The following is a 21479-nucleotide window of genomic DNA, read 5'->3' as shown; positions in this document are numbered from 1 at the left end:
TGAGAAAGCGAAGGACCAACGCTATTCAGTCCCTCGCTCGTCAATAGCATCAGTCGTCCGAAACCGTGATGGTGGGCATGATGGCAGCCTTTTTCCCACTCTGGGCAATGCGTGCGCCAACATGACGCGCCATATCCTGATAAATCATGGCGATCTGGCTGTCTGGATCAGCAATGGCCGTAGGACGTCCTTGGTCCGCCTGCTCGCGAATAGCCATGGATAGCGGCAGAGAGGCTAGAAGATCAACCCCATACTGACTGGCAAGCTTGTTGCCGCCGCCCTCGCCAAACAAATGCTCGGCATGACCACAATTCGAGCAGATGTGCACAGCCATATTCTCGACTACGCCCAACACTGGAATATTGACCTTACGGAACATCTCAACGCCCTTCTTGGCATCAAGAAGGGCCAGATCCTGCGGAGTCGTTACGATGACAGAACCAGCTACGGGAACCTTCTGGGCCAGCGTAAGCTGGATGTCACCCGTGCCTGGCGGCATATCGATAACAAGGTAATCCAGATTATTCCAGGCGGTCTGAGTAATCAGCTGCAGCAGCGCGCCCGACACCATCGGACCACGCCACACTACAGGTGTGCGCTCATCGGTCAGGAAAGCCATGGACATAACCTCGACCCCATGTGCCACCAGCGGAATGAACCACTTCTCATCCTGGATCTTGGGACGTGTACCTTCAGGCAAACCAAACATGATGCCCTGGCTGGGGCCGTAGATGTCGGCATCCAGGATACCTACTCGAGCCCCTTCACGTGCCAGGGCCAGCGCGAGGTTGGCAGAAGTCGTGGACTTGCCGACCCCACCCTTACCAGACGCGACCGCAATAATATTCTTTACGTTCGACATCGCCTCAACCTGAGGCTGAGCCGCATGGGGCTTGATGACACACTGGATCTGGACATCCGCCTGGGTCACACCTGGCAGGTTTTCCAGCGAATTCTTGAGCACCTGTGCCATGCCATTCTTGAACAGTCCCGCCGCATAACCTAGTTCGATGCTAACGACGATGTGCCCGCCGTTAAGTGTGACATCGCGCAGGCAACCTGCGGTGACCAGGTCCTGGTTGAGGTAGGGATCGGTGTACTGGCGCAGAGTGGCTTCTACCACTTCGCGGGTAAGTGCGCTCATAACAGCTCCAAACAAGGGTACGGTGTAATCGTAGTCACTATGCTACCGGTCAGACAGGATAAAACCTACCCGAATACTCAGCTATTGGACCAGGCGTGAAAAAAAACGGTTCGGCCTTTATAGTGTTCAATTATTTTTAGCCTTAATTGACAGTCGAGCCCTATGTCCGAACCCCGGAAGATTCTTGTCACTAGCGCCCTCCCCTATGCCAACGGTTCGATTCACCTTGGCCATATGCTGGAGTACATCCAGACTGACATCTGGGTGCGCTATCAAAAACTGCGCCGCAACCAGTGCATCTATGTCTGTGCCGATGATGCCCATGGCTCCGCCATCATGCTGCGCGCCGAACGTGAAGGCGTTACGCCTCAACAGCTTATTGATGGTGTTCGTACCGAGCACATGGCGGATTTCGCCGATTTTCTTATTGATTTCGACAATTACTATTCGACGCACTCGGAAGAGAACCGTGCGCTGGCAAGCCAGATCTATCTGAAGCTACGGGATGCAGGCCACATTGCTACACGTGCAGTGACCCAGTACTTCGACCCGGACAAGAACATGTTCCTGGCTGACCGCTTTATCAAGGGCACCTGCCCTAAATGCGGCACCGAGGATCAATATGGTGATAACTGCGAAAAGTGTGGCGCTACCTATGAACCAACGGATCTGATCAATCCAAAGTCAGCCATCTCCGGCGCGACACCTGTTCTCAAGGAATCGCAACACTTTTTCTTCAAGCTACCTGACTTCGACGCCATGCTCAAAAGCTGGACGCGCGGCGGCGCCTTGCAGGAATCAGTAGCCAACAAGATTGCCGAATGGCTCGATGCTGGTCTGCAGGAGTGGGACATTAGCCGTGACGCGCCTTACTTTGGCTTCGAAATCCCTGATGCGCCTGGCAAGTATTTTTATGTCTGGCTGGACGCTCCAATTGGCTATATGGCCAGCTTCCAGAACCTGATCACTCATCGTCCGGAACTAGGCCTTGAGTTCGATACATTCTGGGGCAAGGACTCAACCGCAGAGCTCTATCACTTTATCGGCAAGGATATTGTTAATTTCCACGCCTTGTTCTGGCCGGCCATGCTGGAGGGTGCAGGCTACCGAAAGCCTACCGCTGTCAACGTCCACGGGTACGTTACAGTCAACGGCCAAAAGATGTCCAAGTCGCGTGGCACTTTCGTTAAAGCTCGCACTTACCTTGAGCATCTCTCGCCTGAATACCTGCGTTACTACTATGCCGCCAAGCTGGGGCGCGGTGTAGATGATCTGGACCTGAACCTTGAAGATTTTGTCCAGAAAGTCAATTCCGATCTGGTGGGCAAGGTTGTCAATATCGCCAGCCGCTGTGCCGGCTTCATTCACAAGGGTAATAACGGGCTCTTGATCGAGGCTAACCCGGCACCCGAACTCTGGCAGGCATTTCAGACCGCTGCTCCCAGCATCGCCGAAGCCTATGAAGGTCGCGAATTTGGGCGCGCCATGCGTGAAATCATGGCGCTGGCCGACCAGGCTAACGCCTGGATTGCTGAAAAAGCGCCTTGGGCATTGGCCAAGCAGGAAGGTAAACAGGATGAAGTCCAGGCAATCTGCGCATTGGGCATCAATCTCTTCCGTCAACTGGTCATCTTCCTCAAGCCCGTACTCCCCAAGCTCGCAGAGGCCGCCGAAACGTTCCTGAATATAGCTCCGCTGCGCTGGGAAGATCTTTCAACGGCATTGGCGAATCATCAGCTAAACCCGTTTGCACCCCTCATGACACGAATCGAATCTGCAAAAGTGACCGAGATGATCGAAGCATCAAAAGAAGACCTGACTGCCAGCACTACAGCGCCTCAGGCCTCCAATAATGGTGAGCTGGCCAAGGAGCCTATTGCAGGAACCATCGACTTCGATGCCTTTTCCGCTGTAGATCTGCGAGTAGCACGTATCGTCAAGGCTGAAGCGGTAGCGGGAGCCGACAAGCTTCTGCAACTCACGTTGGATATTGGCGACGAACTGCGCAATGTGTTCTCTGGGATCAAGAGCGCCTATGACCCCGCTACGCTGGAAGGCCGCCTTACTCTGTATGTTGCCAATCTGGCTCCCCGCAAGATGCGCTTTGGTGTTTCCGAAGGCATGGTGCTGGCAGCCGGTCCTGGTGGGAAGGATATTTTCCTGTTAAGTCCAGACGCTGGCGCCTTGCCAGGTCAACGTGTGAAATAATAAAAACGGCCGCTATAAGCGGCCGTTTTCTTATAAGTGATTGAACAATAACGGCTAAATATTGCAAAGAGACTTGAAAACATAAGCTGTTAGCCGCCTAATAATAAAGCATCTCATTTGCAGGGAAGAGTAATGTTTAATTCCATATTGTCTGGCAAGCGCTGGCTTGGCCTTCTATCAAGCTTTTCTCTAGCTGCTATCATGTCGAGCGGCCTTCATGCTGAGACTATTACTGATATCGCTGGCCGCCAGGTAGAAATTCCTGCCAAGGTTGACCGTATCCTTCTGGGCGAAGGACGGATGCTTTATGCACTGGCTCTACTGGAAGGCGACAAGCCACTCGACCGCATTGTTGGCTGGCAAGGTGAACTCAGTACCGTAGACAAGCAGGGCTACGCGACCTATCAGGCCAAGTATCCTCAAATCGACAAGATCCCGACTATTGGCAAAACGTCTGAAGCCAGTGTCAACGATGAAAAAGCGATCTCCCTGAAGCCTGATATTGCAATCTTTGGGATTGCTGGCCACGGCCCGGGCGTCAAGAATGAGCTGGTAGAGCAGCTAAAGGCTGCAGGTGTGCCGGTTGTTTTCATTGATTTCCGTCAGCACCCCATGCAAAACACCATTCCCAGCATGCGTGTACTTGGCAAGGCTGTGCATCGAGAAAAGCAGGCTGAAGATTACATCGCGTTCTATCAACGTCATCTGGATCGAATTCAGAAAACCGTCTCAACCATCCCTAGCGACAAACGCCCCAATGTCTTCATCGAAATGCTGGCAGGTATCTGGCCTGGCGCAGCGTGCTGCCATACGGCCGGTAAAGGCAACTTTGGCGAGTTTATCGAAGCGGCTGGAGGCAACAACCTGGCCGCTCCCCTGCTGCCTGGCGTAATCGGCGACATCAATGCCGAGACCCTTCTGAGTGTTAATCCAGATATTTACATTGCAAGTGGTACTCGGGACATGAGCTCCACTGACAACGGCCTGAAGTCAGGCACAGGCGTTACGGATGATGCCGCGACCGCCAGCCTGCAAGGTCTGCTCAAGCGTCAGGAAATCGCGCCGCTCAGAGCTGTTCATGAAGGTCGTACGTACGGCATCTGGCATAATTTCTATAACTCGCCCTACAACATTTTGACCATCGAGGCATTTGCCAAATGGTTCTACCCGGACGCGTTCAAGGACGTCGACCCCAAGCAAACGCTGGATGAACTGAACAATCAGTTCCTTCCTGTCGATATCCGTGGCGCCTACTGGACGCAAGCCAAGAGTAATCCATGAACGCCAAGCAATCGATTGAGCATCCTGCCCTGGATGCCTCTCTCTCTAACGATTACCGCTCGCTCCTGAGTAAGCGACTCCTTATTCTGGCGATCTTCGTAATCGCAATTGGTTGTTCATTACTACTGGACTTCACGCTCGGGCCGGCCGGCCTGAGCATCAGTGATCTCTGGCAAACCCTGGTGCATCGCGAGTCGGTCAGTCCTAGTCAGGCGGTTATTGTCTGGAATATTCGTCTCCCGCAAGCGCTCATGGCCGTTTGTGTCGGCGCAGCGTTAGGCCTTGCCGGCGCCGAAATGCAGACAATACTGAATAACCCTCTGGCCAGCCCTTTCACGCTAGGGCTTTCACACGCCGCCGCGTTCGGAGCGGCCCTGGCCATTGTTTTAAATCTGGGCATTCCGGGTGTACCCAGCGAGTGGCTTATCTCGATCAACGCCTTTGTGTTTGTTCTGGCAGCAACCCTTCTACTCGACGTTGTCGCACGGCTTCGTCAAGCCACCACCAGCGCCATTGTGTTGTTCGGTATTGCCTTGGGCTTTACCTTTCAGGCACTAGTATCGCTGGTTCAATTTGTTGCCAGTGAAGATACGCTTTCAGGGCTCGTCTTCTGGACCATGGGAAGCCTTGCCCGAGCTACTTGGCTCAAGCTCGGCATTCTGGCGCTGGCACTTGCCATCGCACTTCCCTTGTCGCTCCGTCGGGCATGGCAGCTGACAGCGTTACGACTCGGTGAGGATCGTGCAGCCAGCTTTGGAATCAATGTCAAGCGCTTAAGGCTAGGCACCCTGCTGAGAGTTAGTATTCTTACCGCCCTGGCTGTGGCGTTTGTAGGCACCATCGGCTTCATTGGCTTGGTAGGCCCGCACATTTCTCGCCTGATCTTTGGCGAAGACCACCGGTTCTATCTACCTGCCAGCGCCTTGGCCGGTGCGCTGATTCTTTCACTTGCATCTGTTGCATCCAAGAACCTGCTCCCCGGCGTGCTGATACCGGTTGGAATCGTAACGGCTCTTGTGGGTATTCCCTTTTTCCTCACGGTTGTCCTGCGTAACAAGGGAGGCCTGTAATGCACGCGTTATCCATGCAGGGGCTGAATGTTGGCTATGGAAAAAAAACGATCATTCATGACCTTACTCTTAATGGCATTACGCATGGCAAAGTAACCGCCTTGCTCGGCCCCAACGGAAGCGGCAAGTCAACTTTACTCAAGGCCATCGCTGGCCTGACGCCAGCCAAAGGCACCATCACACTGGACGAAGAGGCGCTTACCAGTCTGAGCTTTGCCAAACGCGCGGAGAAAGTGGTCTATCTTCCCCAGACATTGCCTGCCAGCGTCCATCTGCGTGTTTTCGAGTCGCTTCTGGTTGCACGCCGTGCCTCTGGGCAGCCGCATGCCAAAGACACTGAGGACGCGCTTACCCTGCTTAGGCGCCTTGAGATCGAACACCTGGGTATGCACTACCTTGACCAGCTCTCTGGTGGGCAAAAACAGTTGGTAGGCTTGGCACAGGCCCTGATCCGCAGACCGACACTGCTTTTACTTGATGAGCCCCTGAGCGCACTCGATCTGAACTTCCAGTTTCATGTGATGGACGTGATAGCCCAGGAAACACGTCAGCGCGATATGGTTACCCTTATCGTGTTGCACGATATCAACATCGCCTTGAGACAAACCGACCATATTGTCATGCTCAAGAATGGACGCTTGGCGGCTCACGGCACTCCACAGAGCGTGATCGATGCAGATAGTCTGGCAGAAGTTTATGGAGTTCGCGCACGGATTGAGTCTTGCTCCAAAGGGCGACCGCAAGTCCTGATCGATGGCCTCCATAGTGCCTCGTTGATCTAGCAACCTGCCGCTGGCCAGCGGCAGGTGTTCATTCGTGGCCATATCCCGGATAATACGCCCCTGTCTGGCTATTCGCTTTATCTGCTGACCATGCTTGAAGTTGTTTTTGGCGCCATGCGCACGTCACTGGATGTATGTGCATGAGCCTGATACATGCAATCGACGCGCTTCTACCGCAAACCCAGTGCGGTAAATGTGGCCATCCTGGCTGTCTCCCTTATGCCACTTCCATTGCGGCGGGCGAAGCCATTAACAAATGTCCTCCCGGTGGGGATGAAACCATTCATGATCTGGCCGTGCTGCTGGGCGTCGAGGCCACGCCTTTGGACTCACCCTACCCGCCTACACCTGCTCAGGTAGCGTTCATTCGTGAGGCAGAGTGCATTGGCTGTACCAAATGCTTAAAGGCTTGCCCGGTAGATGCCATCGTAGGCGCAGCAAAGCTGATGCACACGGTCATGGCGGCTGAATGTACCGGATGTGAACTGTGCATTGCGCCTTGCCCTGTCGACTGCATCGACCTGAACCCGCTACCTGTACAACCTTCTCACGAACAGCAACGGCAGCAAGCGGCTCATTACCGCTTACGCTATGACGCACACAACGCACGTCTGGCGCGTGAAGAGCAGCGTAAACAGGCCGAGCGAGATGCACGTCTGGCACGCTCTCAATTGTCGACAGAGGCGGTTCAAACTGCCACGTCAGTCGATCCTGTCCAGGCAGCAATATCGCGCATTAAAGCTCAGAAAGATCCATCCACTGATGCGGACGTAATACTTAAAAAACTCAAGATCGATGCCTCTACAGCCCAAATGGCGCTCAAGAAGGCTGAAAAGCAGCTGGCTCAGCGTGCTACACAACAATTGGAAGATCAGGTTAAATGGCTCAAGCAGGCCGCTGAAGCCGCTCAGCAAGCGCTGGATGAAGCGCTGAGTGGTAGCCGCCCTTCAAGCCAAGCCCAACCGATTGATGTTTCTGTTGAAATAAAGCGAGCCAAAATCAATGCTGCCATGGCACGAGCGCAACTCAGTAAAGCTGAGAAAGCATTCGGGCAACAGCCAACCCCGGAACAGCAAGAGCAGCTGAGCATGCTTCACGGTTCAGCTGCCGCTGCTGCACAAGCCCTGGCAAATCTTGAAGATCAGACGCACTCCAAGACGCCGGACGCATTGAAACAGGCAAAGTTGGGTCTAGTAAGTGCCCGTGCCGCGTTTCTCTCGGCAGAGCGTAACGGTGCGCCTCAAGAGGAGCTTTCGCAACTGCGCCAAATGCTTCATCAGGCTGAGAACGCTTTGGACATGGCTGAAAAGGCTTCAGACAGACCTCTGCCGGAGCATACTCTGATACAGAAAAGCCCTGTCGACCCTATAACGCGGACCCTTAAGACGCAGATTGCTTATGCCAAGGCAGAAGTAAAACGCCTTGAACGCGACAGGGACACTTCCGAGAATGTCTTGTTGGAAGTGCGTGGCCGATTGACCGAGCTTGAAAATAAACTGTCAGAGCATTTGGCATCGTAATGATACGTTAGCCCTTATACCGCGAAAGCCGAGCCACTATTCCCATGAATGCCGCCAAACGCCTGGAAATCTTTCGTCGTCTCCACGAGGACAACCCTGATCCCAAGACCGAGCTGTCCTACACGACGCCTTTCGAATTACTGATTGCCGTAATGCTATCGGCACAAGCCACCGATAAAGGGGTCAATAAGGCAACCGCAAAGTTGTTTCCAGTGGCCAACACTCCGGAAACTCTGTATGCCCTTGGTGTAGATAGGCTTTCTGCATACATCAATACGATCAATTTCTATAACACAAAAGCCAAGAACGTTATCGAGACCTGCCGTATTTTGATCGAGCAGCACAACGGTGAAGTCCCACAGACACGTGAGGCACTGGAAGCCCTTCCTGGCGTAGGTCGTAAAACTGCAAATGTCATTTTAAATACAGCGTTTCGGCAGTTTGCGATGGCCGTTGATACGCATATTTTCCGTGTCAGCAACCGGACCAATCTTGCTCCAGGAAAAAATGTGGTTGAGGTGGAGCAAAAGCTTCTCAAGGTGGTTCCGAAGGAATATCTGCTGGATGCACACCACTGGTTGATTCTGCATGGGCGCTACGTGTGTCAGGCGCGAAAACCCCGCTGTGGGAGCTGTCGCATTGAGGACCTGTGCGAATACAAAGCCAAGACATCAGATAATTAATAAGTACCGTAACTTTCAAGCTGATCGATTAAAAAAATCTTTTTTACGACTCATCACTTTGTCGCTATAAGGTGCGCCAAAAGGGCTGTGTAGTCCTCTCAAACTGCACCCGCTCCTTGACCACCTCATGCTAGGAGTTTTCTCATGGCGAGCGAGAAAAGTGATATCGAACTTGATGATGACTTCGTAGAAACCGAGGGTGACGTTGAGGCTGCTGATGTGCCTGTCAGCAAAACCAACCTTACCAAGCGCCGCTTAATAGACAATATGCTTGAAGAGCGTCGCTTGAAGCGTCAGATCTCGGAATACGATTTCGATCTGTAAATAAAAAAAGCCCGGTTGGGCTTTTTTTATTAGCGTTTAAGAGCGAGAGCCCCTCCAGACGGAAGGGCTGCCCAGGCATTGATCCGGGGCAAGATCACTCAAAACAATTTGCGTCCGCTATTAGCGGCGATACGCATACGCAATGCATTGAGCTTGATGAAACCTGCTGCATCAGCCTGGTTGTAAGCACCACCGTCTTCTTCAAACGTAGCGATATTCGCATCAAACAGGGAATCGTCAGATTTACGTCCAACGACAATTACGTTGCCTTTATACAACTTCAGACGTACGACCCCGTTTACGTTGGACTGGGAAGCATCGATCATCTGCTGCAGCATCAGGCGTTCGGGACTCCACCAATAGCCGGTATAGATCAAGCTCGCATAGCGAGGCATGAGCTCATCCTTGAGGTGGGCGACTTCACGATCCAGGGTAATGGACTCGATAGCTCGGTGGGCCTTGAGCATAATGGTGCCGCCAGGCGTTTCATAGCAGCCACGCGACTTCATTCCCACGTAACGGTTCTCAACGATATCCAGACGGCCAATACCGTTTTCGCCACCGATGCGATTGAGCTCAGCCAGCACATGGGCAGGCGTCATGTCCTTGCCATCGATAGCCACGATATCACCAGCACGGTAAGTCAATTCGATATACGTCGGCTGATCCGGAGCAGCCTCTGGCGACTTGGTCCAGCGCCACATGTCCTCCTCATGCTCAGTCCATGTGTCTTCCAGCACACCACCTTCATAAGAGATGTGTAGGAGGTTAGCATCCATGGAATAAGGCGATTTTTTCTTGCCGTGACGCTCGATCGGGATATTGTGCTTTTCTGCATAATCCATGAGCTTTTCGCGGGACAACAAATCCCACTCACGCCAGGGTGCAATAACCTTTACGCCAGGCTTGAGCGCATAGGCTCCCAGTTCGAAGCGTACCTGATCATTGCCCTTGCCGGTTGCACCGTGGGAGATGGCATCAGCGCCCGTTTCGTTGGCAATTTCGATCAATCGCTTGGCGATAAGCGGACGAGCAATGGAAGTACCTAGCAGGTATTCGCCTTCGTATACCGTATTCGCCCGGAACATCGGATAAACGAAATCACGAACGAATTCTTCACGCAGGTCTTCGATGAAGATTTCCTTGACGCCTAAAGCCTTGGCTTTAGCGCGAGCGGGCTCCACTTCTTCCCCTTGGCCAAGGTCCGCTGTAAATGTTACGACTTCACAGTTATAGGTATCCTGCAGCCACTTGAGGATCACCGAAGTATCCAGGCCGCCCGAATACGCCAGGACTACCTTCTTGACGTCCGTCATGCCACTCGCTCCCACGCATTGCTTAGAAAGAAGATGATTCTACTTGCCAAGCGGAGCTATTTATAGAGGCGCGACACAAGAAGTTGCCTAGGCGACACCCGGTACGCTATTAACTGCTTGGCTTACCACCTTGCGAAGCTGTAGCTGGAACGGCCGCCGGCGCGTCGGCTGGCGCTGCCGTAGAAGACTCTGGCTTGGAGTCAGAGGCTACAGGCTCACGGGTAAACACCATCGACACCCTTCTGTTCTTGGCTCGATTTGCCTTGCTGTTATTGGCGACCAAAGGATACTGCTCTCCAAAAAAGCGAATTTCCATTTGCTCCTCAGGAACGCCGCTGGCTTTCAGGTACTGCATGACAGCCATTGCACGCAGCCGCGATTCCTGGCGGTTATCGAGTCGATTACCGGAATTATCGGTAAAGCCAGAAATCACTACATGATTTACAGTGGGATCGGCTTTGAGATACTGAAGAATGATGTCCAGCTTGTTACGTGCCACTTCATCCAGATCACTTCCCCCTTTGGGAAAGCCAACCAGGGAGTGACGAATTTGATCAAAGTTGACTGGCAGAAGCTTGGCAGCACACAGCTGGAAATCCTGATACGCCGACTCAAACCTCGCGGGTAAAATACGAACCTCAAGCGGGTCGCCATTACGGCTACGCGATTTGATCAATGGACTGCGACCTTCCATCAATCCGGTCAGCAGGCGCCGCCCCTGACTCTCGCTCGTATTGAGCGGAGTATTGCCACTTTGAATTCTGATTGAACCCAGCGACTCATCACCTCGTCCCGGCTGCCATGGCGTAGCGGCAGCCAGCAGCGTCGCAGAGCCTTGGGAAAGCCAGTTTTCAGATGTTTTGAGCCTGAAGGTAGGTTGCTCTCCGGCACGACGAACAAACTCACCCGTACCAAAGCGGGGAACATCCTGAGAAAGCCGGCATTCAAACTGATCGCCCTCCACTTTCCATCCCGCTTTTTCAATGCGGTCCTGGAATGTGATGCCCATTGCCGGCAGGCTGGCCAGGAGCGGTAGAAGGGTCAAGTAACGAAGGCGCACGGGGAGGCTCCGAATCCAATAGAAGAATCTTACCCTTGTGATATCGGTTCATTACCCAGAAAACTTGAATACAATCAGCACCTGGATAGTACGCCTACGCTACGCAGGCGGCATTGCTTTAGAACAACTCTGCCTGTTTCACCCAATGGATCAGCTATTCTGAAATACTTCTAGGCTGGGCGGCGTGCCCGAGTCCGCCTTTTCCGGTAGCATTCTCCCCACATTTGTTCGCCTGGAAATCAGCATGTCCGACCGGATAACGCTTCGCCGTCCCGATGACTGGCATATACACCTCCGTGATGGTGCGGCCTTGAGCCAAACCGTAGCCGATGTTGCTCGCACCTTTGCCCGTGCCATCATCATGCCCAACCTGGTACCACCTGTACGCAATGCGGAACAAGCCGCGGCTTATCGCGAACGTATTCTGGCTGCCCGCCCCGCCGCCAACCGCTTCGAACCGCTGATGGTACTGTACCTGACTGACCGCACCACACCAGACGAAATCCGTGCTGCCAAGGCGAGCGGCTTCGTACATGCCGTCAAGCTCTACCCTGCTGGCGCCACAACAAATTCCGACTCAGGGGTCACCTCGCTGGACAATATCTTTCCGGTATTGGAAACGATGGCCGAGGTAGGACTGCCGCTGCTGGTACATGGCGAAGTTACACGCTCAGAAGTCGACATTTTCGACCGTGAAAAGCGCTTTATCGACGAGCAGCTTAGCGTCATCGTCAGACGCTTCCCCGCGCTTCGGGTCGTGCTTGAACACATCACGACAGGCGATGCAGCACAATTCGTACGTGATGCGTCGGCGAACGTAGCCGCCACCATCACCGCGCATCATCTGCTCTATAATCGTAATCACATGCTGGTTGGCGGCATCCGCCCGCACTTTTTTTGTCTACCTATCCTCAAACGCAACACGCATCAGGAAGCGCTACTGGATGCCGCTGTCAGCGGAAGTCCAAAGTTCTTTCTGGGTACGGACTCAGCACCACACCCCAAACACGCCAAGGAGTCTGCATGCGGCTGCGCTGGCTGCTATACCGCCTATGCAGCACTTGAGCTGTATGCCGAAGCCTTCGAAAGCCGTGACGCGCTGGATAAATTAGAGGGCTTCGCCAGCCTGTTTGGCGCCGACTTTTATGGCCTTCCGCATAATACCGATACCGTAACGCTGGTGCGTGAAGAGTGGAAAGCACCTAGCTCCCTGCCTTTTGGCGATTTTGAAGTTGTGCCGCTGCGTGCCGGAGAAACGTTGCGTTGGCGTCTGGAGACCTCTGCATGAGTGATGATGAAGAACTGTTCGCGGAAGAAATGGAAAACACCGCGCCAATGTCCGACTCGCGTATTCCAATGGCCCGACGCTTTCGTGGCTATCTACCTGTAGTCGTGGACGTAGAAACCGGTGGCTTCAATGCGGCCACCGATGCGCTATTGGAAATAGCCGCTACTGTCATTGGGATGGATGAGAAAGGTTTTCTCTTCCCTGAGCACACCCATTTCTTTCGGGTCGAGCCATTCGAAGGGGCCAATGTAGAACCTGCCGCGCTCGAGTTTACTGGCATCAAGCTTGATCACCCGCTGAGGATGGCCGTCAAGGAAGAACATGCCCTTACGGAGATCTTCCGTGGGGTGCGTAAATCTTTGAAAGCCAACGGTTGCAAGCGAGCCATTTTGGTAGGTCATAACAGTAGCTTTGATCTTGCGTTTCTCAACGCTGCGGTCTTGCGCTGTGGTATCAAACGAAACCCCTTTCACCCCTTCTCAAGCTTTGACACGGCTACATTAGCCGGACTGGCTTATGGGCAAACGGTACTAGCCAAAGCCTGCCAAAGCGCTGGAATCGAGTTTGATAATAGGGAAGCGCACTCTGCCCGTTATGACACGGAAAAAACGGCCGATCTGTTCTGCGGTATCGTCAATCGCTGGCGTGAGCTGGGCGGCTGGATGGACCCTGAATAAACCTTTTGCCGAGCGGCCATTGTGCCGCTCGGCAGGTTAATAACATTCCCTCCTATAACGCTTTGACAATCATTCTCACTACGATTAGTCTGCCGACATCTCTTTTCAGCCATAGACGAATCGCCATGTACGTATGTTTGTGCCGAGGTGTCACCGATAAGCAAATCCGTGAAGCTATCTACGAAGGATGCTGCAGCTATCGGGAAGTAAGGGAATGCACAGGAGTAGGTACTCAATGCGGTAAATGTGCCTGCCTGGCTAAAACGGTTGTCAGAGAAACCCTTGGCGAGCTTCAGGCGGCTCAAAGTCTGGCCTACCCGGTCGGATTATCCCAAGCCTGATAAACAGATTTTTAAGGACCGGGCATTTGGCCCGGTTTTTTTATGTCTAAAAATCAGTAGGTTATGAATCAGTTGCGAAAGCGTGTTATTCACAGATGTTTTTCATAATCAATTCAATAACTTACGTTTGACAAGCTCTCGCTTCGCGCCCAGACTTGTATTACATAATCCTTGGGCGGAGCCGTCATGAAAGGCGACATTAAAGTCATTCAGCATCTCAACAAGATACTTGGAAACGAGCTTGTTGCCATCAATCAGTACTTCCTCCATTCGCGCATGTATAACGACTGGGGCCTGAAAAAACTTGGCCACCATGAATACCATGAGTCAATCGACGAGATGAAGCATGCGGATCGTCTGATTGAGCGAATCCTGTTTCTTGAAGGCCTTCCAAACCTTCAGGATCTTGGCAAGTTGATGATTGGTGAAAATACCAAGGAAATGCTTGAGTGTGACCTTCGCCTGGAAATCGCAGCGGTTGCCGACCTACGAGATGCAATTGTGTACTGTGAAAGTGTTCGAGACTATGTAAGTCGCGACATGCTCAAAGACATCCTAGAGTCTGAAGAGGAGCATATCGATTGGCTCGAAACTCAGTTGGGGCTGATCGACAAGGTAGGGATTGAGAACTACCTGCAATCCAATATGCATGACGACGACTAAATCTTACAGGTCATAAAAAGCCCGCCTATTGGCGGGCTTTTCTTAGACCAGGCACTGCTGCGGGTCTTCGCATACTAGCGCGACATGACCTCATCAAACAGATTATGCATAGCCAGAAAGGCGCGTTTGGCAACAACCGGATTGTATTGCTGCTTGCCTGGATTATTGGCTTCCGGATCAGTAAAGGAATGGACAGCGTTACCGTAACTGATAACTTGCCAATCGACATTGGCTGCGGTCATTTCTGCCTCGAAAGCAGAAATCTGTTCGCTAGGCACTAACGGATCAGCAGCCCCGTGCAGCACTAGAACGGGTGCTTTGATATTACGGGCATCTTCAGGATTTGGCGTATCCAGATTGGCATGGAAAGTGACAACAGCAGCCAATTCTGCACCTTCACGCGCCAACTCAAGCGCAGCACAGCCACCAAAGCAAAAGCCAATGGCAGCAATTTGTTTCGTGTCTATTGCAACAGTGCCTGCTTGAGCAACAAGCGCCTGATAAGCAGATTGCAGGCGCTTGCGTAGTAAAGCCCTATCATTACGAATCGGCATCATGGCTGCCAGCGCCTCATCTGCATTAGCAGGACGCACCTTCTGACCATAAAAATCCACGATGAAATAAACCAGCCCATCTTCGCTGGCAAGGCGCTTGGCTAAATCAATAGCACCTTGCGATACGCCCATCCAGTTAGGCGAAAGCAGAACTGCTGGCCGCGTCTGGGGCTGATCAGCATCGTAGACCAGCTGCCCTTCGAACGGCTGTCCATCGATCTCATACTGGATTGCCTTAACCGTCATTTCGGCCATGGGTTACCTCTTCGTCGTTGGGTGTTAAAAGAAAGCCCGCCAGAAGCGGGCTTTATCAGCGCATCAGGCAGAAAGTTCTACCAGAAGCTTATTGAGACGGCGCACGTACGCAGCCGGATCCTTGAGACTATCACCTGCAGCGAGAGCTGCCTGATCGAACAAGACATGAGCTAAATCTACGAAGCGGTCTTCATCCTGCTCCATGTCCAGCTTTTCAATCAAAGGATGCTGTGGATTGATTTCAAAAATCGGCTTGGATTCAGGGGCCTTCTGGCCGCTCGCCTCAAGGATGCGACGCATCTGCAGACCCAGGTCCTGTTCGCCGATTGCCAGAATAGCCGGTGAGTCTGTCAGGCGATGAGAAACCCGCACTTCGCTGACCTCGTTATCCAGTGCCTTCTTGATGCGACCAACAAGATCTTCTTTGGCCTTGGCTATTTCTTCCTGAGCCTTCTTGTCCTCTTCGGAATCAAGCTTACCCAAGTCCAGATCGCCACGAGCGACGTCAACGAATGCCTTACCATCGAACTCAGTCAGGTAGCTCATCAGCCACTCATCGATGCGATCCGTTAGCAGAAGGACTTCGATACCCTTCTTACGGAAAACTTCCAAGTGTGGACTGCTCTTCACCTGATTGTAGCTTTCGCCTGTCAGGTAGTAGATCTTGTCTTGCCCTTCCTTCATGCGACCAATGTAGTCAGCGAGCGCAACGTCCTGTTCACCCGCATCTCCATGAGTCGATGCAAAACGCAGCAAGCCGGCAATCTTCTCACGATTGGCAAAGTCCTCCGCCGGCCCTTCTTTCAGTACCTGTCCAAAAGCACTCCAGAACTGCTTGTATTGCTCCGGCTCGTTTTTGGCCAGCTTTTCCAACATATCCAGGACCCGCTTGGTCAACGCCGACTTCATGGAGTCGATGACCGGATCCTTCTGAAGAATCTCACGAGAGACGTTAAGCGAGAGATCGTTGGAATCCACCACACCCTTTATGAAGCGCAGGTAAAGGGGCAGGAACTCGTCAGCCTGATCCATAATGAATACACGCTGCACATATAGCTTCAATCCACGCGGCGCTTCACGCTGGTACAGATCAAAGGGCGCGCGTGCAGGTACATAAAGCAGCGAGGTGTATTCAAGTTTGCCCTCTACCTTATTGTGACTCCAGGTCAGAGGGTTCTCGAAATCATGGGAGACGTGCTTGTAAAACTCCTGGTATTCCTCATCCTTGACTTCAGTACGCGGCCGTGTCCACAACGCGCTGGCCCGGTTGACCGTTTCCCACTCCTGCTCTGAGGGTGCGTCCTCTCCGTGATGCTCTTTTGGCAACTCGATCGGCAGTGCAATGTGATCAGAATACTTCTTGATGATATTACGCAGACGCCAGCCGTCAGCGAACTCTTCTTCGCCTGTTTTCAGATGCAGAACGATGCGAGTACCACGCTCAGGTTTTTCGATGGTTTCAACATCGAACTCGCCTTCGCCTTTCGAACTCCAGTGGACCCCTTCCGCAGCAGGCTGTCCAGCACGGCGTGTAAAGACATCCACTTTGTCCGCTACGATAAAGGCACTATAAAAACCGACCCCAAACTGGCCGATCAAGTGGGAGTCCTTGCGCTGGTCGCCCGACAGGTTCTTAAGGAAATCAGCGGTGCCTGATTTGGCAATAGTTCCCAGATGCGTAACGACATCCTCACGGCTCATGCCGATGCCGTTGTCCTCTATCGTGACAGTGCGTGCATCCTTGTCGTAGCTGATACGGATCTTGAGCGCGTCGCCGCCCTCAAGCAGCTCCGGCTTGGCCAGGGCCTCAAAGCGGAGCTTGTCCGCCGCATCGGAGGCGTTGGAAACCAACTCCCGAAGAAAAATTTCCTTGTTGGAATACAGAGAATGAATCATGAGATGAAGCAGCTGCTTCACTTCAGTCTGAAAACCTAATGTTTCTTTCTGAGTCTCCACACTCATGGTTACGAACTCCACAGATGACGGTTGAGCCGCGATAGCGGTGATGGACGCAAAATGGGGGCAAGTCCTTATTTTTCAACCCAAAACGGATTACAGGTCTCATATCCGGGCCATTTAATCAAATGTCAGGAACTACCTGGCCATGATTGCTGCCAATAGGTCTGGCAGCCGTACCTGTTAGGCTCGCATACCGCCATAGACGCTAAGAAGGTCTACGCGGAACTTCGCTGTATACGTATGCTCGAAGTGCTGCCGTGAATTAAACAAGGAGAAGACCATGCAAAAACCTTTCGCTTACGCCCTGCTGCTTGCTGCAGCCCTTGGCTTAGCTGCCTGTGACAAGCCTTCCGAAGAAAAGGCACAAGACGCACAGCAATCCGAGCAGAAAGCTCAAGAACACATGAATGAAGCAGCCAAGGAAAGCAATCAGGCTGCTCAAGAGCGTACTGAAGCCGCCCAAGAGCAAGCTAAAGAAGCTCAGGATACCGGCACCAATACTTCTCCTCAGGGAAATCCGGATCAGCCTCTGCAAGGCGGTGATCCGAACACCAAGCAGCAGTAAGCTTGTAATAAAAAAGCCCGCTATTGCGGGCTTTTTTATTACCGGGAAAAAGCTCTTATGAAGCTCGAACGGCGTGTGGCTGGCCTTGCTGTCTATCCCAGAGCGTAGCCAATACACCCACTACAACCGATGGAATGAGCCACGCCAGCCCTTGATCTACCAGCGGAAGCTTGGCTTCCAGCCATGTAATCCAGCTGGCATCAAAACCTGCCGCCTTTATGCCATCTACAACGCCGAATAGAAACGCAACCAACATGACAGGGGCTACAACGCGCGAGGGTGAATGCCACAGTCTGGAGCAGAAGCTAAGCACAACCAAGACAATACACGGCGGATAAATGGCCGTCAGCACGGGTACGGATATTTGAATCAGATGAGTCAAACCCAGATTCGAAACGAGTAGAGAAAAAAGTGCCAGTGCAACAACCAGAACTTTGTAAGGCAGATGCAGGGCTTCACTAAAGTATTCTGCACAGGCGCAGGTCAATCCAACCGCAGTGACCAGACAGGCAAGCGAAATCAGACAGGCAAGGAAAATACTGCCAGGTTCACCAAACGTATGCTGTACATAGGCATGAAGCACCTCTGCCCCATTAGTGGCCGCTGGCACCAATGAATGGCTAGTAGAGCCCAGCTGGAACAGGCTGATGTAAACCAGAGCCAACCCAACACCTGCAATCAGTCCTGCAATAACAGCGTAGCGCGTAATCAGTGTTGCTGATTCTATGCCACGCGCCTTGATCGCATTTACAATGACGATGCCAAACACCAGAGCGCCCAACGTATCCATGGTCAGATAACCATTAATGAAACCTTGGGAAAACGCCTGTGCCTGATAAGCTTTAACGGACTCGCCCGTCCCGCCGGCAGGCCATAGGAATGCCGCCGCCCCCAGAATGGCAAGCGCCAGGATTTTCAACGGCGCCAGGAAACGGCCCACCGTATCCAACAACCGACCTGGATAAAGCGATACCAGCAATACAACACAGAAATAGACAAGGCTGTAGAGAAACAGCGGTAGCGCCCCACCACCTGTAAGGGGCGCAAGCCCAACCTCGAATGAGACAGTTGCAGTACGTGGGGTGGCAAACAGCGGACCGACTGATAAATAGCAGACCGCTGCCAACAGGCCACCGGCTACCCGTCCGATTGGTGAGCTCAGCGCATTCATGGCGCCGCCTACACGAGCTAAGGCAACCACTGTTAGTACAGGCAAGCCTACCGCTGTAATAAGGAAGCCAATAGCCGCAGCCCAAACGTGTGGACCGGCTTGCAAGCCTACAATCGGAGGGAAAATGATGTTACCCGCGCCTACAAAGAGAGCGAAGGTCATAAAGCCAAGCGCCAGGATATCCTGGCCTTTCAGAGATTTCATTTAAGGGAATACCGGATTCAGACAGATTGATCGCGAAGGGTTCCCGTTGCTTATTAGGAACGACGCCCGCTTGGCTAAAGCGGACCACTAATGGCTACCCTACTCTTTTGGAGACGGTGGCTGTGAAGGGTGCACATCCTAACGAAATCTGCAGACAAAGGCAGCAAAAACGTCTTACACCCCGACTAAACGGGCCGAAATCAGGCCCTCTGTAGCAGTATTGTCGATCGATCAGCGATTTACAGAACTAAAAATTTATCAGCCCTATAAAAACAAAGGCCACCTTAAAGGTGGCCTTTGCATCAAGGTAAGGCTTACGCCTTCTTGACTTCCCAACCAGTCAGCTCGGCTAGGGCCTTGCCGATATCAGCCAGGGAACGTACGGTCTTGACGCCTGCGTCTTGCAGCGCAGCGAACTTCTCGTCAGCAGTACCTTTGCCGCCAGAGATGATTGCGCCCGCATGACCCATACGCTTGCCAGGAGGTGCAGTAACACCGGCAATGTAGGACACAACAGGCTTGGTCACATTGGCCTTGATGAAGGCTGCAGCCTCTTCTTCGGCAGAACCACCGATCTCACCGATCATGACGATCGCTTCGGTCTGGGGATCTTCCTGGAACAGCTTTAGAATATCGATGAAGTTGGAACCCGGAATCGGGTCACCGCCAATACCCACACATGTGGATTGGCCGAAACCTGCGTCAGTGGTTTGCTTGACCGCTTCGTACGTCAGCGTACCGGAACGGGAAACAATGCCGACCTTACCTGGCAAATGAATGTGACCAGGCATGATGCCGATCTTGCATTCGCCGGGTGTGATTACGCCTGGGCAGTTTGGACCAATCAGGCGTACGCCCAACTCATCGCACTTGACCTTGGCATCCAGCATATCCAGCGTAGGAATGCCTTCGGTGATGCAAACGATCAGCTTGATACCACCAAACGCGGCTTCAAGAATGGAGTCCTTACAGAAAGGAGCCGGAACATAGATGACCGAAGCCTCGGCGCCGGTCGCTTCTACTGCTTCCTTAACCGTATTGAATACGGGCAGACCCAGGTGAGTAGTACCACCCTTGCCTGGCGTTACACCGCCAACCATCTTGGTGCCGTAGGCGATAGCTTGCTCGGAGTGGAAAGTACCTTGGCTACCGGTAAAGCCCTGGCAGATAACTTTGGTGTCTTTATTAATCAGGACGCTCATTACTTACCCTCCGCGGCCTTGACGACCTGCTGGGCAGCGTCGGTCAGGCTAGTTGCCGCGATGATGTTCAGACCGCTTTCGGCCAGGACCTTGGCACCCAACTCAGCGTTGTTGCCTTCCAGGCGCACAACGACGGGAACCTTCACGCCGACTTCTTTCACTGCGCCGATGATGCCTTCAGCAATCATGTCGCAACGAACAATACCGCCGAAGATATTAACCAGTACGGCTTTAACATTGCTGTCGGACAGAATGATCTTGAACGCTTCGGTTACGCGCTCTTTGGTCGCGCCACCGCCTACGTCCAGGAAGTTGGCCGGCTTGCCGCCATGCAGGTTAACGATGTCCATGGTACCCATGGCCAGACCTGCACCATTAACCATGCAGCCAATGTTACCTTCAAGTGCAACGTAGTTCAGTTCCCACTTCTGCGCATGGGCTTCACGAGCATCATCCTGGGATGGATCATGCATCGCACGCAGCTTGGGCTGACGATACATGGCGTTGCTGTCGATATTGATCTTGGCATCCAGGCAGTGAAGGTCGCCATCTTTCTTGATGACCAGCGGGTTCACTTCCAGCAGCGCCAGGTCATAATCCTGGAACAACTTAGCCAGACCAACAAAAATTTGGGTGAACTGCTTGATCTGGTTACCAGTCAGGCCTAGCTGAAAGGCCAGCTCACGGCCTTGATAAGGCTGAGCACCTACCAGAGGATCAACGGTTGCCTTCAGAATTTTCTCAGGCGTGTCGTGCGCAACTTTTTCGATGTCCACGCCACCTTCGGTGGAGGCCATGAAAACGATACGGCGGCTGGAGCGGTCAACGACCGCACCGAGGTACAGTTCCTTGTCGATGTCCGTGCAGGACTCAACCAGGATCTTGCTAACCGGCTGACCATTAGCATCAGTCTGGTAGGTCACCAGATTTTTGCCTAGCCAGTTTTGAGCAAACGCCTTGGCGTCTTCACGGCTCTTGACCAGCTTCACACCGCCGGCTTTACCACGGCCACCCGCATGAACTTGTGCTTTAACGACCCACTCGCTGCCGCCGATTTTGTCGCAGGCTTCCGCCGCTTCTTCCGGGGTGTCTACAGCGAAGCCCTTGGATACAGGCAGGCCGTACTCAGCGAACAGCTGCTTACCCTGATACTCGTGGAGATTCATGCTTATCTACCGTCTTCGTTAGGTATTGCGCATTTTCGGCGCTGCG

At 52.9% G+C, this 21479-nt stretch carries 20 protein-coding genes; 12 read left to right on the top strand and 8 right to left on the bottom strand.

The window, feature by feature from the left end; genetic code table 11:
• Positions 1–49: 49 nt before the first annotated feature.
• Positions 50–1144, bottom strand: coding sequence for an iron-sulfur cluster carrier protein ApbC (gene apbC / locus QWJ10_RS19150; RefSeq protein ID WP_010797826.1), 1095 nt, complete (start codon positions 1142–1144; stop codon positions 50–52).
• Between the two features lie 162 nt (positions 1145–1306).
• On the opposite strand from apbC, the gene metG reads away from it, so the two are divergent.
• The 7 genes from metG to QWJ10_RS19115 all read left to right on the top strand — a co-directional run bounded on the left by metG (position 1307) and on the right by QWJ10_RS19115 (position 9012).
• Positions 1307–3352 carry a methionine--tRNA ligase gene (gene metG, locus QWJ10_RS19145; RefSeq protein WP_289929037.1) on the top strand — a complete coding sequence of 682 codons (2046 nt, stop codon included), beginning with the start codon at positions 1307–1309 and terminating at the stop codon, positions 3350–3352.
• Between the two features lie 132 nt (positions 3353–3484).
• A complete protein-coding gene (locus QWJ10_RS19140; protein WP_289929035.1) occupies positions 3485–4633 on the top strand; it encodes an ABC transporter substrate-binding protein in 1149 nt (382 codons plus the stop codon).
• The gene (locus QWJ10_RS19135; protein WP_125887843.1) at positions 4630–5703 is read left to right on the top strand and encodes an iron ABC transporter permease; all 1074 of its coding nucleotides are present in this window, start codon (positions 4630–4632) and stop codon (positions 5701–5703) included. Before QWJ10_RS19140 ends, QWJ10_RS19135 begins: the two co-directional genes overlap by 4 nt.
• On the top strand, positions 5703–6485 hold the full coding sequence (locus tag QWJ10_RS19130; protein ID WP_289929030.1) for an ABC transporter ATP-binding protein: 783 nt from the start codon (positions 5703–5705) through the stop codon (positions 6483–6485). The genes QWJ10_RS19135 and QWJ10_RS19130 overlap by 1 nt, the downstream gene beginning before the upstream one ends.
• Before the next feature lie 140 nt (positions 6486–6625).
• Entirely contained in the window at positions 6626–8005 is a 1380-nt protein-coding gene (locus QWJ10_RS19125; RefSeq protein WP_289929028.1) for an RnfABCDGE type electron transport complex subunit B, read from the top strand.
• A 44-nt stretch (positions 8006–8049) separates the two neighbouring features.
• Positions 8050–8688, top strand: coding sequence for an endonuclease III (gene nth, locus QWJ10_RS19120; protein WP_289929027.1), 639 nt, complete (start codon positions 8050–8052; stop codon positions 8686–8688).
• Between the two features lie 144 nt (positions 8689–8832).
• A complete protein-coding gene (locus tag QWJ10_RS19115; RefSeq protein ID WP_010797819.1) occupies positions 8833–9012 on the top strand; it encodes a PA3496 family putative envelope integrity protein in 180 nt (59 codons plus the stop codon).
• Positions 9013–9110: 98 nt separating this feature from the next.
• Here the strand turns inward: QWJ10_RS19115 and QWJ10_RS19110 are convergent, their stop codons facing one another.
• Together QWJ10_RS19110 and QWJ10_RS19105 are read right to left on the bottom strand one after the other, a co-directional pair.
• Positions 9111–10328 (bottom strand): argininosuccinate synthase, encoded by a 1218-nt coding sequence (locus tag QWJ10_RS19110; RefSeq protein WP_019365393.1) that lies wholly within the window; start codon positions 10326–10328, stop codon positions 9111–9113.
• Positions 10329–10437: 109 nt separating this feature from the next.
• Positions 10438–11388, bottom strand: a complete 951-nt coding sequence (locus tag QWJ10_RS19105) for an OmpA family protein (RefSeq protein WP_073450678.1) — start codon at positions 11386–11388, stop codon at positions 10438–10440.
• A gap of 244 nt (positions 11389–11632) precedes the next feature.
• On the opposite strand from QWJ10_RS19105, the gene pyrC reads away from it, so the two are divergent.
• From pyrC to bfr, 4 genes are all read left to right on the top strand, one after another.
• Positions 11633–12676 carry a dihydroorotase gene (gene pyrC, locus QWJ10_RS19100; protein ID WP_197873242.1) on the top strand — a complete coding sequence of 348 codons (1044 nt, stop codon included), beginning with the start codon at positions 11633–11635 and terminating at the stop codon, positions 12674–12676.
• A complete protein-coding gene (rnt, locus tag QWJ10_RS19095) occupies positions 12673–13353 on the top strand; it encodes a ribonuclease T (RefSeq protein ID WP_019365390.1) in 681 nt (226 codons plus the stop codon). The genes pyrC and rnt overlap by 4 nt, the downstream gene beginning before the upstream one ends.
• Positions 13354–13478: 125 nt before the next feature.
• Positions 13479–13694 (top strand): bacterioferritin-associated ferredoxin, encoded by a 216-nt coding sequence (locus QWJ10_RS19090; protein ID WP_073450677.1) that lies wholly within the window; start codon positions 13479–13481, stop codon positions 13692–13694.
• A 186-nt stretch (positions 13695–13880) separates the two neighbouring features.
• Positions 13881–14357, top strand: coding sequence for a bacterioferritin (bfr, locus tag QWJ10_RS19085; RefSeq protein WP_019365389.1), 477 nt, complete (start codon positions 13881–13883; stop codon positions 14355–14357).
• 74 nt (positions 14358–14431) lie between these two features.
• Here the strand turns inward: bfr and QWJ10_RS19080 are convergent, their stop codons facing one another.
• Positions 14432–15166 carry a dienelactone hydrolase family protein gene (locus QWJ10_RS19080; RefSeq protein WP_150347691.1) on the bottom strand — a complete coding sequence of 245 codons (735 nt, stop codon included), beginning with the start codon at positions 15164–15166 and terminating at the stop codon, positions 14432–14434.
• Between the two features lie 63 nt (positions 15167–15229).
• Entirely contained in the window at positions 15230–17128 is a 1899-nt protein-coding gene (htpG, locus tag QWJ10_RS19075; protein WP_125887836.1) for a molecular chaperone HtpG, read from the bottom strand.
• 277 nt (positions 17129–17405) lie between these two features.
• On the opposite strand from htpG, the gene QWJ10_RS19070 reads away from it, so the two are divergent.
• On the top strand, positions 17406–17690 hold the full coding sequence (locus QWJ10_RS19070; protein WP_010797811.1) for a hypothetical protein: 285 nt from the start codon (positions 17406–17408) through the stop codon (positions 17688–17690).
• A 55-nt stretch (positions 17691–17745) separates the two neighbouring features.
• Here the strand turns inward: QWJ10_RS19070 and brnQ are convergent, their stop codons facing one another.
• The 3 genes from brnQ to sucC all read right to left on the bottom strand — a co-directional run bounded on the left by brnQ (position 17746) and on the right by sucC (position 21433).
• Complete coding sequence (gene brnQ, locus QWJ10_RS19065; RefSeq protein ID WP_197873205.1) at positions 17746–19065, bottom strand: branched-chain amino acid transport system II carrier protein; 1320 nt, start codon at positions 19063–19065, stop codon at positions 17746–17748.
• 314 nt (positions 19066–19379) lie between these two features.
• A complete protein-coding gene (gene sucD / locus QWJ10_RS19060; protein WP_003087428.1) occupies positions 19380–20267 on the bottom strand; it encodes a succinate--CoA ligase subunit alpha in 888 nt (295 codons plus the stop codon).
• Entirely contained in the window at positions 20267–21433 is a 1167-nt protein-coding gene (sucC, locus tag QWJ10_RS19055) for an ADP-forming succinate--CoA ligase subunit beta (RefSeq protein WP_019365384.1), read from the bottom strand. Before sucC ends, sucD begins: the two co-directional genes overlap by 1 nt.
• Positions 21434–21479 lie beyond the last annotated feature (46 nt).

This window comes from Pseudomonas sp. WAC2 (assembly GCF_030403525.1).
Lineage (GTDB): Bacteria > Pseudomonadota > Gammaproteobacteria > Pseudomonadales > Pseudomonadaceae > Chryseomonas > Chryseomonas luteola.
The sequence above is the reverse complement of the archived record's forward strand: the minus strand, read 5'-3'. Positions and strand labels throughout refer to the sequence as shown.